Source organism: Micromonospora sp. C81, from assembly GCF_018070425.1.
GTDB classification, from domain to species: Bacteria; Actinomycetota; Actinomycetes; order Mycobacteriales; family Micromonosporaceae; genus Micromonospora; species Micromonospora zamorensis.
The window spans coordinates 54677-70259 of record NZ_JAGPXS010000017.1 but is presented as its reverse complement, the minus strand read 5'-3'; the positions used below and the strand labels follow the sequence as shown (position 1 = coordinate 70259).

Here is a 15583-nt window from a genome sequence, read left to right as displayed (position 1 = left end):
GCCGTTGGGGCGAGCACCCGCCCATCCTTCACCCGCCGCCGCAGCGGCGGCACCAGCTCGACGGCCGCCACCGTAGGTGGTGGCCGCCGTCGTGCGCGACGTGGAATGCCCGTGGCCGGTCGTCGCCGATCAGCATGTCGATCACCGGAACCCGGGCGAAGACTTCGAACTCCTGGCCCGTGGGCGCCCCCAGCCCTTGCCGCCATCACGATCGACTGATATCCACAGATGCACATGCGTTATCGCGCACTGACGGTCGGCGATTCGCCGGCCATCCCGCTCCCACGAGGAGGTCCCGTGCCACAACCGGAGTGGTTACCCCCGATGAGCCGGCGTCGACGCCGGCTCATCGCCGTCCTGGCAACGACGGCGACGGTCGCCGCGCTGCTCCCCACCGGCGTGAGCACCGCGGCCCCCACCGGCAACGCGGCGTCCGCCGCGCGCAGTTCCGGACCGTTCGCCGAGGGCCACGAGCCCGCAGACGTCGACAACCGCACCGGTACGGCGGCACCCGACGCCCGCCAGCGCGGCCTGGCCCGCGCCGCCGACCCCGACGTCCGGTGGAACCGACTCGGCACCCCGCAGGCGCTCGGCCCCGGTCGTACCCCTCTCGCCACCGGGCTGCCCGCCGACCCGGAGGCCGCCGCACGCGCCTACCTGACCGCCAACCGCGACCTGTTCGGGCTGGACGCCGCCTCGGTGGCCGCCATGGAACGCGTGCTGGTCCGGCCGATCGGCAGCGGTGCCGTGGTCACCCTCCGGCAACGGTTCGGCGACCTGCCCGCCGGGCCGGACGGCCTCGTCACCCTCGCGGTCGCCAAGGGCACGGTGCTCTCGGTCAGCTCCTCGCTGGCCCGCAACGCCGGAACACCGGCACCCGCGACCCGCACCGCCGAGCAGGCGTACGCCGCCGCGCTCGCCGACGCCAAGCTGACCCCCGGCGCGGTGGCCAGCCACACCATCCGGTCGGTGGCCGTACCCACCCCGCTGGACGGGCCACGGGCCGCCTACGAGGTGACCATGATCGGCGCGGACACCGAGCACCCGGCCGCGTTCACCACCTACGTGGACGGCAGCACCGGGCAGGTGCTGGTCCGCGAGGACCTCGTCGACTTCGACTCCGACAACCCGAGCTGGGCGGTCTTCCCGGCCACCCCGCCCCGCGACCTCGGCCCCGGGCAGGACCCCCGGGTGCGCTGGTGCGGCGACCCGGCACCCGGCTGCCAGGCCGCCTGGCGCGACCCGGCCACCGGCCAGCCGTGGGACGTCGACGCGGCCACCGGCACGCCGACCTTCACCTCGCGCGGCAACTCGGCCAACACGGTGCTCTCCTGGGGTGCCGGCACCCCCGTCGTCCCGGCGCCCACCAGCCCGGACCGTCGCTACGAATACCCCTTCACCGACCAGTGGCACCAGTCGAAGTGCAACCCGGAGGTGTTCACCTCCGCCCAACGCAACGACGCCGACGCGTCGATCGCCAACCTGTTCGCCATGCACAACCGGATGCACGACTGGTCGTACCAGTTGGGCTTCACCGAGTCGGCGTGGAACCTCCAGGCGGTCAACCTCACCCCGGCCGGGCTGGGCGGTGACGCCGAGCAGGGCCGTGCCCAGCAGGGCGCGCTGACCGGCAACCGGAACAACGCCAACCAGGGCACCCCGCGCGACGGGCTACCGCCGACCACCAACATGTACCTGTGGCAGCCCCAGGCGGGCGGGCCGTACCCGCCGTGTGTGGACGGCGACTACGACATGACGGTGATCGGCCACGAATACACCCACGCGATCACCAACCGGATGATCGCCGGCCCGGACAGCGGGATCAGCGGCCACCAGGGCGGGGCGATGGGTGAGTCGTGGGGCGACCTGCTCGCCGCCGAGTACCTCTTCCAGCACGGGCTGCGCGCGCCCGGCGAGACGCCCTTCATCACCGGCGGCTACGTCACCGGCAACCTGGTCAGCGGCATCCGCAACTACGACCTCAGCCGCAGCCCGCTCAACTACTCCGACATCGGCTACAACACCGGCGGCCCGGCCGTGCACGCCGACGGGGAGATCTGGGGCGCCACCAACTTCCGGGTCCGCTCCGCGCTGGTCAAGCGGTACGGCCTCGGCACCCCGCAGCGGCAGCTCGACTGCGCACAGGGGAAGGTCGCCGCCGACCAGTGCCCGGGCAATCGGCGCTGGTCGCAACTGGTGTTCGACTCGTTCCTGCTCCAGGCCGCCAGCCAGGTCAGCATGCTCGACATGCGGGACAACATGCTCACCGCCGACCTGCTCCGCTTCGGTGGTGCCAACCAGGACCTGATCTGGGCCGAGTTCGCCCGCTCCGGGATGGGCCGGGACGCCGCAACCAACGGCGCCACCGACACCGACCCGACGCCGAGCTTCGCCTCGCCGCGTGGTGGCAACGCCACGCTGACCCTCCGTCCACGCGGGGACAGCGCCGACGCGCCGATCCGGGTGTACGTCGGGACGTACGAGGCGCGGGCGACGCCGATCGCCGACACCGACCCGGCGACGCCGATCCCGGACACCGTGGAGATGGTGGCCGGCACGTACGACCTGCTGGCCGTCGCGCCCGGCTTCGGGCACCAGCGGCTCAGCGTGGTCGCCCGGGCCGGTCAGGACGGGTACGTGGACCTGCGGATGAGCCGTAACCTCGCGTCCACCGCGTCCGGGGCGACGATCACCGGCGACGGGGTCAACCTGGACCGGGTCGCCGACGACACCGAGGCGACGAACTGGGCCTCCCTGGACGGGGTGGCCGGCCGGCAGCTCACCGTGGCGCTGCCCGGGGGCGCCCCGCAGACGGTCAAGCGGGTGAACGTCAGCGCGATGCTGCGCCCGGCGATCGCCGGCGACGCCGACACCGGCAGTCAGAACGCGCTCAGCGCGCTGCGCTCGTTCGCGGTGTCCGCCTGCAACGCGACGACCACCGACTGCGCCGACCCGGCGCGGTGGCAGCGCATCTACACGAGCGCGGGCGACGCGTTCCCCGGCGGGGCGTACCGGGCGTACAGCCGGGACATCAACCTCCGGACGTTCGCGGTGCCCAGCACGGTCGCCACCCACCTGCGACTGGAGGTGCTGGCGAGTCAGTGCACCGGTGGCCCGCACTACGCGGGCGAGCAGGACGACGACCCGGCCACCACGACGGACTGCGCGACGGCCAGTCCGGCCCGGTCGCAGGTCAGGATCGCCGAGTTCCAGGCGTTCTCGAACTGAGAAACCGTGGGGGTCGGCGGCAGGTCCGCCGGCCCCCACGGCCCTGAGGTCAGCGGCGGGCCGGTCGCCAACGGTCGGCGGTGGTGGGCCGCTCCCAGCGCCGGTCCACCGGTGGGTCGTCGGGCTCCGTGGCATCTGCGCCCGCAGCCCGGGTCAGGTGCCGTAGCCGCATCAGCAACCCCATTCCGAGGAAGAGCAGCAGCCCGCCGAGCAGGAACGCGGCCTGCACCACCCCGAACCCGCCGGTCTGCGAGACCGGGCGTCCGGGCGCCGGTGGCGCGGCGTCGACCGGGTAGTCCCCCACCGGCTCCTGGGCGGACGTGCTCTCCTCCTCGGCCGGCGCGCTCGGTGTCTCGCTGCGCTCCGACGGGGTGGCGGTCGGCTTCGGCGTGCTGGTCGGGGTGCCAGGCGCACCCACCACCGAGCGGGTGGCCGTCTGTCGGGCCAGCAGTCGCGCGTTGGCGTCGTACGCCTCGGCGGCGAGAGTGACCCGCCCCTGGGTGACGTCCTCGGCGAAGGCCACCCGGTAGCGGGCGGTGACCGTGCGCCCCGGGCAGAGCGTGCCCGGGTCGAGCTGCCGGTCGGTCAACCGGGCCACGTCACCGTCGGTCTGAATCTGCAGCGGGAAGTCACCGGTCTCCTCCACCCGGTCCATCTTCACCTGGTCGAGCCGGAGGCCCTGCACGCTCAGCACCATCGACCAGCGCACCTTCACACAGCCCCCGCGCCGGTCCGTCCGGGAGACGACGGCGGACACCGTGCGCACCTGCTCGCCGGCGGTGAACCGGGCCGGCAGCCCACTCAGTTCGGTGCTGAACGCCGCCTGCGCCGGAGCGACCAATGCCAGCTCCACCCCGCTCAGACAGGCCAGCACCACCCCTACCCGCACCGCATTCCGCCACACCGTCACCACCGCCGCCCTCCGTTCGGTCGTCTCCACTGAGCAACGCTAGGAGCGGCCCGTCGGCCGGACCAGACGGGTGTGTTCGCACCGGCCGGCAAGGACGGGGTGGGTTTTCACCGACGGTGGTGAACCGGTCACCGCTCCCCCGCGACACGCCGGACACCGGGCCGCTGGGACAATCGGCGACGTGTCCGAGCTCTCCAGCACGTTCGTCCGGCTGCACGCCCGGCTGGCCCCGGTCCCGTTCGTCCCCGAGGTGCGCCTGCACCAGGCGGACGAACCGATCGGGCTGTGGGAGCTGACCGAGGGCGAGTTCTCCACCGATCGGCCGCCGCCGTTCTGGGCGTTCGCCTGGGCCGGCGGGCAGGCGCTCGCCCGCTACGTGACCGACCACCCGGAGTTGGTCGCCGGCCGCCGGGTGCTCGACCTCGCCTCCGGCTCCGGTCTGGTGGCCATCGCCGCCGCCCGCGCCGGCGCGGCGTCGGTGCGAGCCGTCGAGGTGGACGAGCTGGCGGTGGCGGCGGTCGCCCTCAACGCGGAAGCCAACGGGGTACGCGTCGACGCCGAGTTCGGCGACATCCTCGACGGCGACGCCGGCGACGCCGAGGTGGTGCTCGCCGGTGACGTCTTCTACAGCGACGCGATGGCCCGCCGGGTGCTGCGGTTCCTGCTGCGCGCCACCCGGGCCGGCGCACCGGCGCTGGTCGGCGACCCCGGCCGGGCGTTCCTGCCCCGGGACCGCTTCGACGAGCTGGCGGCGTACGACGTGCCGGTGCCGGAGGCTCTGGAGAGCGTCCGGGTGAAGCGCACCACCGTCTGGAGGTTGCGCGCCGGGCTGCCGGGAGCCCCCGGCTAGCGTGTCCGGGTGCTGTTCCGCAGCTGGGCGCAGGTGACCGACCCCGCATGGCCGGACGTGGCCCGGGTGCCGGACCACGTCGGCGGCACGCACCTGGTCGTCACCCGGCACGCGCTGGTCCGTCAGGTCCTCGCCGACCCGGTCACCTATCGGCCGGACAACGCGCTGGACGCGGTGACGCCGATGCCGGTGACCGCGCTGCGGGTGCTGGCCGCGCACCGGTTCCGGCTGCCGCCGACTCTCGCCAACAACTCGGGCGCGAGCCACCCGCAGATCCGGGCGATCGTCGCGGACGCGCTGCACCCCGCCCGGGTCGCCGCGCAGCGGCAGTGGCTGACGGCGCTGGTCCGGGACCGGGTCGCTGGGCTCGGCGCGGCCCTCGACGCCGGCGAGCCGGTCGACCTGTACGCGGAACTCGCCGCCGACCTGCCGCTGCTGGTGCTGGCCCGGCTGGTGGAGCTGCCGGACGCTCCGGTCGGCGCGGTCAAGGAGTTCGCCCGTGCCGCGTTGGAGTTGTTCTGGGCCCCGCTGGACGGCGACCGGCAGGTGACCCTCGCCGCCGAGGTGGGGCGGTTCCACCGCGTACTGCGCGACTTCGCGACCACCGGCGGCGGGTTGGCCGCTGAGCTGCGCGCGGCCGGGCACCCGCCGGACGTGGTGGTGGGCGCGCTCTTCTTCCTGCTGGTCGCCGGGCAGGAGACCACCTCGCAGTTCCTCACCCTGCTGCTGCACCGGCTGGCCGGTGAGCCCGCGGTCCGGGCCGGCCTGCGCACGGGCGAGGTCGCGGTGGCCGACGTGGTGGAGGAGGGGCTGCGGCTGGAGCCTCCGATCGTCACCTGGCGGCGGGTGGCGGCGACGGACAGCACGCTGGGCGGCACGGCGGTGCCGGCCGGCAGCAGTCTCGTGCTGTGGCTGGGTCGCGCCGGTCGGGACCCTGCTGTCGTGCAGTCCCCCGACGAGTTCCGCCCGGGTCAGCGCGGGTCCCGCCGGCACCTGGCGTTCGGGGCGGGCGCGCACCGCTGCGTCGGTGACGTGCTGGCCCGCATGGAGGCGGCCGTGGTGGTGGCCGAGGCAGCGCCGCTGCTGGACGGGGTGCGGGTGGTACGTCCGCCCTGGTGCCCGGACAATCTCACCTTCCGGATGCCCGACGCCTTCGTCGTCCGGCGCTCGTCCGGGGCACCGGCCTGAGGAGATCCTGATCTCTGTTCGGTAGGTTTCCGGGCGTGTCAGCGACCCCTGCGCGTCGGATCCTCGCCGTCGTAACACTTCTGGCCCTGCTGGTGCTGAGTGCCTGCACAGCCGGACCGGCGTTGCACGTCCGACGGATCGCCACGGACCAGCCGGCCCTGTCCGCCTCGCCTGCCGCGCCGTCGACCTCGCCGTCCCCGACGACGAAGCCCGTGCCCGGGAGCCTGGACTGGTACGTGTCCCAAGTGCCGACCTTCCCCGAGGCGCCACCGCCGCAACCGGTGCCGCTGCCCGAGACCGGCGCGGCCCAGTTCTGGCACCGCCTGCCCACCGACCAGAGGGTCGCCTTCATCACCATCGACGACGGTGGGCTGGCCCGTCCGCCCGAGGTGGCCGAATTCGTCTGGCGGGCGCACATCCCGGTCACGATGTTCCTGAACTCACCGGCCGCCGAGGAGCACGACGTCTACTTCCGGCAGATCATGGTGGCGGGCGGGGTCGTCGAGAACCACACCATCACGCACAACTCGCTGGCCGGCCGGTCGTACGACCGCCAGAGGCACGAGATCTGCGGTGCCGCGGACAAGCTGGAGGCGCTGTTCGGCAAGCGACCGACGCTGTTCCGGCCACCGTTCGGCGAGCACGACGCCACCACGTTGAGGGCCGCGCACGACTGCGGCGCGAAGGCGGTCTTCCACTGGACCGAGACCGTGCACGAGGGCAAGGTGCGCTACCAGACCCCGGAGAGGCTCGTCCAGCCCGGCGACGTGCTGCTCATGCACTTCCGGCCGGCGCTGATGGACGACCTGCTCGCGGCGCTGAAGGCGATCCACCGGGCCGGGCTCACACCGGCTCTGCTGGAGGACTACGTCGGCTGACCGACCCGCCCGCGACCTGACGAAAGTCAGGGTCGGGTGCTGCCGTTCGGGCGCGGTGCGGCAGGGGGCCGTGCGCCTAGCGTCAGCGCATGATCACATTACGTGGGTTGACGAAACGGTTCGGGGCGACCGTCGCGGTCGACGCCCTGACCGTCGACATCGCGCCCGGCCGGGTCACCGGGTTCCTCGGCCCCAACGGCGCCGGCAAGTCCACCACCATGCGGATGATCCTCGGGCTGGACCGTCCCAGCGCCGGGCAGGCCCTCATCGGCGGGCGCGCGTACCGGGAGTTGCGCCGGCCGCTGCACGAGGTCGGGGCGCTGCTCGACGCCCGTGCCATCCACCCGGCCCGCTCCGGCCGGGCGCACCTGCTGGCCATCGCCCGCAGCAACGGCATCCCCACCCGTCGGGTGGACGAGGTGCTCGACACCGTCGGGCTGGACGCGCGGGCCGCCAGGAAACCGGGACGGACCCTCTCCCTCGGCATGGGCCAGCGGCTCGGCATCGCCGGCGCGCTGCTCGGCGACCCTCCGGTGCTGATGTTCGACGAGCCGGTGAACGGCCTCGACCCGGACGGGGTGCGCTGGGTGCGGCAGCTCATGCGCTCGCTGGCCGACCAGGGACGGACTGTCTTCGTCTCCAGCCACCTGATGAGCGAGATGCAGCTCACCGCCGACCAGCTCGTGGTGATCGGCCGGGGACGACTGCTCGCCGACGCTCCGACCGACGAGGTGATCGCCGGCAGCGCGGTCGCGGTCCGGGTCCGCAGCCCGCACCCGGACGGCCTCGCCGCCCTGGCCGCGCGCCTCACCGCCGCCGGCGCGACAGTGCAGGCGGCCGACCGCAACGAGCTGACCGTCACCGGCACCACCGCCGACCGCGTCGGGGACCTGGCACACGAGCTGGGCGTACGACTGCACGAGCTGAGCCCGCACGGCGCGTCGCTGGAGCAGGCGTTCATGGAACTGACCGCCGACAGCGTCGAGTACGCGGGCGGAACGACCGGAGGTGGGGCGCGATGAGCACCATGACCCGTGGTGGCGCGGTGGCCGCCGAGTGGACCAAGCTCTCCTCGGTGCCGAGCACCTGGTGGACGGCGCTGGCCGGGCTGCTGGTGATGGCCGCGAGCGCCGGTCAGCTGGCCATCTACGCCGCCAACGACAACACCAACGACGACCCGACCGACGACCGGGGAATCGTCACCGTCGGCAGCGTGCTGATCGACTCGGTCGAGTTGACCCAGTACGTGGTGCTGGCGCTCGGCCTGCTGGCGATCACCGCCGAGTTCACCAGTGGCACCATCCGGACCACGCTCCAGTGCACCCCGTCGCGTGGCCGCGTACTGCTGGCCAAGGCCGCCGTCGCCGGCACCGTCACCTTCGCCCTCGGTCTGCTGCTCGGCGGCGTCGGCGCCCTGGTGGCCCGGCCGGTGCTCGGCAAGTGGGGCAGCGCCCCGGTGGCCGGCACGATCGGCGACATCGTGGCGGTGGCCGCCTACCTGGCGCTCATCGGCGTGCTCGCCCTGGGCCTCGGCGCCGCGCTGCGCAACGCGGTACTCACGATCACCGTGCTCCTCGCCACCCTGATGATCGTGCCGTTGTCGCTTCAGGAGCCGGACATCGACGTGCTGAACCGGATCGCCGACGTGTTCCCCGGGGTAGCCGGAGCGCACTTCCTGGCCGGCGACACCGAGCCGTACCCCAGCCTCGTCGGGCTGCTGCTGCTCGCCGGCTGGGCCGGGGCCGCGCTCCTGCTGGGCCGGGCCGCGCTGCGCCGCCGCGACGCGTGACGCCGGCGGCTGAGCGGGGGCCGCGCCGCCCCCGCTCAGCCGTCGACCAGCCCCGCCTCGTACGCGAGGATCGCCGCCTGCACCCGGTTGCGCACGTCGAGCCGGGTGAAGATGCTGGTCAGGTAGCTCTTCACGGTGCCCTCCACCAGGTGCAGCCGGCGGGCGATCTCGGCGTTGGACAACCCCGCCCCGACCAGGGCCAGCACCTCCCGTTCCCGCTCGGTCAGCCCGGCCGTACGGTCCCGTGCGGCGGGCCGGCGGGCCAACCGACCGGCGCCCAGCTCGATCACCCGGCGGGCCACCTGCGGCGAGAGGTACGCACCACCGTCGGCGACGGCGTGCACGCCCGCGATCAGCTCACGTGGGTCGCCGGCCTTGAGCAGGAACCCGTTGGCGCCGTGCCCCAGCGCACGGGCCACGTGGTCGTCCTCGCCGAACGTGGTCAGCATGATCGTCGCGGTCTCCGGCACGACCCGGCGGATCTCGGCGGCGGCGGCCAGCCCGTCCATCCGCGGCATCCGGATGTCCAGCAGCGCGACCCGAGGTCGGTGCGCACGGACCAGCTCCACCGCCGCGTGCCCGTCGCCGGCCTCGGCGACCACCTCGATGCCGGGATCGGTGGCGAGGATGGCCCGGACGCCCGCCCGGATCATCGCTTCGTCGTCGGCCAGGACGACCCGGACCGGCGTTGCCCCGGTCGTGTCGGTGTTCACTACGCGATCCACTCCTTGCTGACCAGCCGGCCGTCGGTGAAACACAGCCGCCAGGTCGGCTGCGCGAGGGGAAAGTTGCCGTCGGTGTAGTACTCGCAGTCCGCCCGGTCGGCCGGCGTGGGGCGTTCCAACTGCCGCCGGGGCAGCCCGGCCAGCTCAGACCGGGCCGCGCCGACCCGCATCTGGTCGAAGGTGGCCCGGTCCAGCACCGTCCCGGCGGTCGCCACCGGGTAGTAGACGAGGGAGAGCACGAGGGCGAAGCCGACCGGCGCCGCCAGCGCCACCAGGAGGCTGCGGCGCACCCGTCGGCGGGCGTCGTGCAGCCGCCGCTCGGCGTCTACCGGCCGCTCCACCGGACCGGGCTGGTCGCCGCCGTCGATCGCCTCCACCGGCGGCGCGGTCGCCGGCAACACCGCCCGTACGACGAAGCCGCCCTCGGTACGCGGGCCGGCGTGCAGCGTCCCACCGGAGAGACGGACCCGTTCGGCGAGGGCGAGCAGCCCGCTGCCCTGCGACGGTGGGGCGGGCAGCGGCCCCGCCGGCGCGGCGCCGTTGACGACGGCGACCTCGACCCGGTCAGCGTCCCGGGTCAGGCGCACCTCCACCGGGGCGCCCGGTGCGTAGCGGGCGGCGTTGGTCAGCGCCTCACGGACGATCCGGTGGGCCGCGTGACCGGTCATCGCCGGCAACTCCGCGACCGCCGCGCCGGCCTCCATGCGTACCGCCATGCCGGCCTCCCGGGCACCCTCGACCAGATCGGCGACGGTCTCCCCGCTCGGACGCACCGACGCGCCGCCCTCCTCCCGGAGCACCCCGATGATCTCGTGCAGTCGCTCGGTGGCGGCGGAGACGCTGGCCCGCAGCTCCCCCGCGGCGGCCCGGTGCCGGTCGTCCAGGTCGGCGGCGACCTCCAGGGCGGCGGCCCGCAACGCGATCAGGCTGAGGTCGTGACCGAGCGAGTCGTGCATCTCCCCGGCGATCCGGGCCCGTTCCCGCAGCCGGATCCGCTCGGCGGCACCACGCTCCTCGCGGGTCAGCGCCTCCACGTGCCGTCGACCGGCGTCGGCCAACTCCTGCTGCTGACGGCGGTACCGCCCGACCAACCAGGGGAACACCGCGGCGAAGAGCAGCACCGAAGCGAGCAGGAACCAGGTGGCCGGGCCGGTGCCGAGCACGCCCAGGTTGAGCGCCGTGCCGCCCGCCGCGATCAGCACGAAGACCCCGGCCGCCCGGCCCGCGGAGGCGCTGCGCCGCCCGGCGAGATAGCTGAAGACCGGGATCGCGAACACGAAGTTGCCGTCGACGACCGACCCGAGCACCACCAGCACGAGGGCCGCCAACGGTGCGCGCCGATTTGCCAGCACCGCCGCCACGCCGAGCAGCACCAACTTGCCGACCACCAGCGGCAACGCGTACCGCGGATAGGGCGGGCTGAACCCGGCATAGCCGACCGGGGCGGCCACCACCGCCCAGAGCAGCACGTCCCGCAGCAGCCGACGCCACCGGTCCGACAAACCCGGCGGCGAGAAGTCGAAAATCGGCACGGCGGTCAGGCTACCCACGTCCGACCTGGGCGGACACCGACGAAAGTCAGGTGTTCAGCCGCTCTCCTCGGCCCAGACCCGCCAGTCGTCGAGCACGCCGTGCAGGGCCGGGGTGAGCCAACCCGGCGCGGACCGCCGGAACACCCCCGGGTCCATCGCACCGGCGCCGTCGGGCAACGCGCCGAGCAGGTTCGGCACCAGGTCGGTGAGGTTCGTCCAGTGCACCAGCTCCGGTCTGGTCGGCCAGGCGCCGATCACCACGCCGGCCGGCACCGCACGCCGGTCGAGTGCCTCCAGGGTCAGCGCGGTGTGGTTGAGCGTGCCCAACCCGGCGCGGGCGACCACCACCGCGGGTACGCCGAGCGACACCGCCAGGTCGGCCATCGTCCACGGCTCGCCCGACGGGCGCAGCCCCATCGGCACCAGCAACCCACCCGCGCCCTCGATCAACACCAGGTCGTGCTTGTCCGCCTCCGCGCGGACGGCGTCCACCACCGCGTACAACTCCAGCGGCGGCAGATCCGCCACCCGGGCGGCGGCCAACGGGGCGAGCGGATCGGGATAACTGGCCAAGGTCCGGCCGGTCAGCGGGGCAGCCAACCGGTTGACCGCGTCCACGTCGCCGGGCTCACCGCTGGCCGTACCGGTCTGGCCCGGCTTGACCACCGCCACCCGCAACCCGGCGGCCTGCGCGGCGGCCGCGATCGCCGCGGTCACCACGGTCTTACCGACCTCGGTGTCAGTCCCGGTAACCAGAACCGGGCCCTCCCACGCGGTCATGGGGCAGTTTCCACGATGACGTCCACAGCCCGCTCGAACGCCGCCCGGGGCACCCCCGCGCTGATCGTGAGCCGCAGGCGGGAGCGGCTGTCCGGGGTGGACGGTGGCCGGAAGCAGCCCACCGCGACGCCCCGGTCCCGGCAGTCTGCGGCCCAGGTGGTCGCCGCCTCCGGCCCAGGGGCCGTCACCGAGATCACCGCCGCGTCCGGAACGGAGACGGTCAGCCCGGCCGCACGCAGCCGGTCGACCGCCAACCCCACCCGGTCCGACAGCTCCGCACGCAGGTCGTCGCCAGCCCGGACCAGCCCCAGCGCGGCGTGCACACCGGCGGCGACCGCCGGCGGCAGGGCCGTGTCGAAGATGAACGTACGCCCGGTCTCGACCAGGTGCCTGACGAACTCGGCCGGGCCGGCCACCAGCCCACCCGCGCCGCCGAGCGCCTTGGACAGGGTGGCGGTGACCACCACGTCCGGCTCACCGGACAGCTTCGCGGCGGCCACCCCGCCCGCGCCGGCCGGACCGATCACGCCCAGCGCGTGCGCGTCGTCGACCAGCAGCAGCGCACCGTGCCGGCGGGCCACCGCGTGCAGCCGGGCCAGCGGGGCGAGGTCACCGTCGACCGAGAAGACCGACTCGGTGACCACCACCGCCGGGCGACCCGGAGCGGCCGCGAGTGCGGCAGCCACCGCGTTCACGTCGGCGTGCGGGGTGACCACCGTCTCCGCACCGGAGATCCGGCAGCCGTCGATCAGGGACGCGTGGTTGTGCGCGTCGGAGACGAGCAGCGTCCGAGGTTGGACGAGTGCCCGCAGCGCGCCGATGTTGGCCAGGTAGCCCGAGGAGAAGACGAGAGCCCGGTCGGTGCCCAGCCACTGCGCCAGCTCGTCCTCCAACGCCTGGTGCGCGTCGGTGGAGCCACGCACCAGGCGCGACCCGGTCGCCCCCAGCCCGTACGCCGACAGCGCAGCCGCGGCAGCGGCCGTGACCTGCGGATGTGTGGCCAGACCGAGGTAGTCGTTGCCGGCCAGATCGGTCATCTGATCGTCGGCGGGACGCGGATTGAGTCGCCGGGTCAACCCGGCCTTCGCCCGCAACTCCGCGCGGCGGTCGAGCGCCGCCAGCCAGTCCGCCACGTCACCCCTTCACCGCCGTCCGCGCCGGTCAGCCCGACACCCGCCGGGCGAAATTACCACCCGCCGCCGACGCCCGGCGGATCCACTCGCTGCGAGGCATCGACGGCTGTTAGGTCATTCCGGCTGATCGGGGCGCCTTGTAAGGTACGAGCCATGCCAGCGATCCTCGACCAGGCCCGGACCCAGGTCCTCGGTGACGGTGTCGGCCTCGACCAGGCCGGCATCCTCGCCGTGCTGAACCTGCCCGACGAGCACCTGCCCGCCGCTCTGCAGCTCGCCCACGACGTGCGGATGCGCTGGTGCGGCCCGGAGGTCGAGGTCGAGGGGATCGTCTCGCTGAAGACCGGCGGCTGCCCGGAGGACTGCCACTTCTGCTCCCAGTCCGGCCTGTTCACCTCTCCGGTGCGCTCGGTCTACCTGGACATCCCGTCGCTGGTCGAGGCGGCGAAGCAGACCGCCAAGACCGGGGCGACCGAGTTCTGCATCGTCGCGGCGGTGCGCGGCCCGGACGCCCGGCTCATGAAGCAGATGCGCGAGGGCGTCGCCGCCATCAGGGCGGAGGTCGACATCCAGGTCGCCGCGTCGCTGGGCATGCTCACCCAGGAGCAGGTCGACGACCTGGTCGACATGGGCGTGCACCGCTACAACCACAACCTGGAAACCTGCAGGTCGTACTTCCCCAACGTGGTCACCACGCACTCCTGGGAGGAGCGCTGGGAGACGCTGCGGATGGTCCGCGACTCCGGCATGGAGGTGTGCTGCGGCGGCATCCTCGGCCTCGGCGAGACCGTCGAGCAGCGGGCCGAGTTCGCCGCGCAGCTCGCCGAGCTGGCCCCGCACGAGGTGCCGCTCAACTTCCTCAACCCGCGCCCCGGCACCCCGCTCGGCGACCGCCCGGTGGTGGAGGGCAAGGACGCGCTGCGGGCCATCGCCGCGTTCCGGCTGGCCATGCCGCGCACCATCCTGCGGTACGCGGGCGGCCGGGAGATCACCCTCGGTGACCTGGGCACCCGTGACGGTCTGCTCGGCGGCATCAACGCGGTGATCGTCGGCAACTACCTGACCACGCTGGGTCGACCGGCGACCGCCGACCTGGATCTGCTGGCCGAGCTGAAGATGCCGGTCAAGGCGCTCTCCGACACGCTGTGACGACCGTGACGACGACGGAGCTGTGGTGCGACCGGTGCGGTGAGTCGGCGACGGCCACCGCCCACGCGGCCTGCGCGTCGGCTCGCGAGTTGGAGCCGCCCCGGTTCTGTCCCCGGTGCCGGCGCCGGATGAAGGTGCAGGTGCTGCCGGTGGGTTGGTCGGCGGTCTGCGTCGAGCACGGCGAAGTTCGGGGCTGAGCCGGTGCTGCGCGGGCGGGCGGTGGTCCTGCGACCGGCGACGGCCGCGGACGTGGAGGCCCTCGTCGCGATCCGGGCCGACCCGGAGGTCCGCCGGTGGTGGCGGGGCGGCGACGACCTGACCGGTTCGGTCCGCGCCGACCTCGGCGACGACGACCTGCACGTGTACGCGATCGAGCACGACGGCCGGGTGGTCGGCGCCATCCAGTGGTACGCCGAGGCGGACCCGGACTACCGCCACGCCAGCCTGGACGTCTTCCTCGAACCGGCGGCCCGCGGTGCCGGCCTGGGCGGGGACGCGATCCGCACCCTGGCCCGGCACCTCATCGACGAGTACGGCCACCACCGCTTCACGATCGACCCGGCGGCGGCGAACAGCGCCGCGATCCGCGCGTACGCGAAGGTGGGTTTCCGCCCGGTGGGGGTGCTGCGCCGTTACGAGCGTGGCGAGGACGGGCGCTGGCACGACGGTCTGCTGATGGACCTGCTCGCCGACGACCTGGTGGAGTGAGCGGGCACCTCAACCGTCCCAGCAGAGGTGCCCGTTGGGGAGTCGCCGGGCACCCTCGGCGGGCTGGTGCGGGCTGAGCCGCCCCTCCGGCATGAGGTGGGCCACCGGCGTCCCGCGACCGAGCGCCGCGACGTCGGCGATCAGCCGGCGGTGGCAGCGCCACCAGAGGCTCTCGCTGCACATGACAGCGGTGGTGCGTTCGGCCGCGTCGGCCAGCACCCCGGTCAGCGCCGTGTCGAAGTCCTGGGTGCGGGTGTAGGCGGCGTACGCCCGGAACGCCTCGACCTTCCACCAGGTGTCCGGCTCGGGCTCCCCGGCCGGGACGTGCCGGCGGCCGCCCAGGTGCGGCTCCCAGCGGTAGTCGATGCCGTACTCGGGCAACCACCGCTCAAGCTCCTCGCGGTGCACGTCGGGGTTGGTGCGGCTGGCCGGGTAGCGTCGCACGTCCACCAGCAGCGCCACCCCGGCCCCGGTCAGCAGCTCTCCCAGCCGCACCCGGTCGGCTGTGCCGTGTCCAACGGTCAGCAGCTCAATCACACTGCTGCCTTGCCCCGAATCCCGCCTGCTTATCCCCCGGCCTTGGCGGGATCTTGGGTACAGGCGAGCGATGCCACCCAATGGCATGCCGGGGGTCAGTGCCGCTGGGGGCACCCGCCGGGCGGCGCTCGTGGCGAGCGCGACGGAGAGGGCGCCGGCCAGCAGGATGATCATCC

The 15583-nt window shown here is 73.8% G+C and carries 15 protein-coding genes; 9 read left to right on the top strand and 6 right to left on the bottom strand.

Translation table 11 applies throughout. From position 1 onward, the window contains the following. Window positions 1–297 precede the first annotated feature (297 nt). Entirely contained in the window at window positions 298–3228 is a 2931-nt protein-coding gene (locus KBX46_RS24790) for a M36 family metallopeptidase (protein ID WP_210794257.1), read from the top strand. 49 nt (window positions 3229–3277) lie between these two features. Here KBX46_RS24790 and KBX46_RS24785 read toward each other — a convergent pair whose 3' ends face one another. Continuing rightward, entirely contained in the window at window positions 3278–4168 is an 891-nt protein-coding gene (locus KBX46_RS24785; protein WP_308159686.1) for a hypothetical protein, read from the bottom strand. 151 nt (window positions 4169–4319) lie between these two features. Here KBX46_RS24785 and KBX46_RS24780 point away from each other — a divergent pair, with 151 nt between their 5' ends. The 5 genes from KBX46_RS24780 to KBX46_RS24760 all read left to right on the top strand — a co-directional run bounded on the left by KBX46_RS24780 (window position 4320) and on the right by KBX46_RS24760 (window position 8843). Then, complete coding sequence (locus KBX46_RS24780; RefSeq protein WP_088946896.1) at window positions 4320–4988, top strand: methyltransferase; 669 nt, start codon at window positions 4320–4322, stop codon at window positions 4986–4988. Window positions 4989–4997: 9 nt separating this feature from the next. Beyond that, a complete protein-coding gene (locus tag KBX46_RS24775) occupies window positions 4998–6176 on the top strand; it encodes a cytochrome P450 (RefSeq protein ID WP_210794256.1) in 1179 nt (392 codons plus the stop codon). Between the two features lie 35 nt (window positions 6177–6211). After that, window positions 6212–7054 carry a polysaccharide deacetylase family protein gene (locus KBX46_RS24770; RefSeq protein WP_308159685.1) on the top strand — a complete coding sequence of 281 codons (843 nt, stop codon included), beginning with the start codon at window positions 6212–6214 and terminating at the stop codon, window positions 7052–7054. Window positions 7055–7143: 89 nt separating this feature from the next. Continuing rightward, on the top strand, window positions 7144–8076 hold the full coding sequence (locus KBX46_RS24765) for an ATP-binding cassette domain-containing protein (RefSeq protein WP_210794255.1): 933 nt from the start codon (window positions 7144–7146) through the stop codon (window positions 8074–8076). Further along, the gene (locus KBX46_RS24760) at window positions 8073–8843 is read left to right on the top strand and encodes an ABC transporter permease subunit (protein ID WP_210794254.1); all 771 of its coding nucleotides are present in this window, start codon (window positions 8073–8075) and stop codon (window positions 8841–8843) included. Before KBX46_RS24765 ends, KBX46_RS24760 begins: the two co-directional genes overlap by 4 nt. 35 nt (window positions 8844–8878) lie before the next feature. On the opposite strand, the gene KBX46_RS24755 is transcribed toward KBX46_RS24760, so the two are convergent. Genes KBX46_RS24755 through KBX46_RS24740 form a run of 4 tightly spaced genes read right to left on the bottom strand, consistent with a single transcriptional unit; the run spans window position 8879 to window position 13013 of the window. Continuing rightward, window positions 8879–9556: a response regulator transcription factor gene (locus KBX46_RS24755; protein ID WP_210794253.1), complete on the bottom strand. Its 678-nt coding sequence runs from the start codon at window positions 9554–9556 to the stop codon at window positions 8879–8881. Further along, window positions 9556–11100 (bottom strand): histidine kinase, encoded by a 1545-nt coding sequence (locus tag KBX46_RS24750; RefSeq protein WP_308159684.1) that lies wholly within the window; start codon window positions 11098–11100, stop codon window positions 9556–9558. Before KBX46_RS24750 ends, KBX46_RS24755 begins: the two co-directional genes overlap by 1 nt. Before the next feature lie 54 nt (window positions 11101–11154). Continuing rightward, window positions 11155–11880, bottom strand: coding sequence for a dethiobiotin synthase (gene bioD, locus KBX46_RS24745; RefSeq protein ID WP_099851543.1), 726 nt, complete (start codon window positions 11878–11880; stop codon window positions 11155–11157). Further along, a complete protein-coding gene (locus KBX46_RS24740) occupies window positions 11877–13013 on the bottom strand; it encodes an 8-amino-7-oxononanoate synthase (RefSeq protein WP_210794251.1) in 1137 nt (378 codons plus the stop codon). The genes bioD and KBX46_RS24740 overlap by 4 nt, the downstream gene beginning before the upstream one ends. Window positions 13014–13166: 153 nt before the next feature. Here KBX46_RS24740 and bioB point away from each other — a divergent pair, with 153 nt between their 5' ends. The 3 genes from bioB to KBX46_RS24725 are packed head-to-tail and all read left to right on the top strand — an operon-like array spanning window position 13167 to window position 14870. Beyond that, window positions 13167–14162 carry a biotin synthase BioB gene (gene bioB / locus KBX46_RS24735; RefSeq protein ID WP_099851540.1) on the top strand — a complete coding sequence of 332 codons (996 nt, stop codon included), beginning with the start codon at window positions 13167–13169 and terminating at the stop codon, window positions 14160–14162. Then, on the top strand, window positions 14159–14359 hold the full coding sequence (locus KBX46_RS24730) for a hypothetical protein (RefSeq protein WP_099851538.1): 201 nt from the start codon (window positions 14159–14161) through the stop codon (window positions 14357–14359). Before bioB ends, KBX46_RS24730 begins: the two co-directional genes overlap by 4 nt. Window positions 14360–14363: 4 nt before the next feature. After that, complete coding sequence (locus tag KBX46_RS24725) at window positions 14364–14870, top strand: GNAT family N-acetyltransferase (protein WP_179782772.1); 507 nt, start codon at window positions 14364–14366, stop codon at window positions 14868–14870. 9 nt (window positions 14871–14879) lie between these two features. Here the strand turns inward: KBX46_RS24725 and KBX46_RS24720 are convergent, their stop codons facing one another. Next, a complete protein-coding gene (locus KBX46_RS24720; protein WP_308159683.1) occupies window positions 14880–15407 on the bottom strand; it encodes a DUF488 domain-containing protein in 528 nt (175 codons plus the stop codon). Window positions 15408–15583 lie beyond the last annotated feature (176 nt).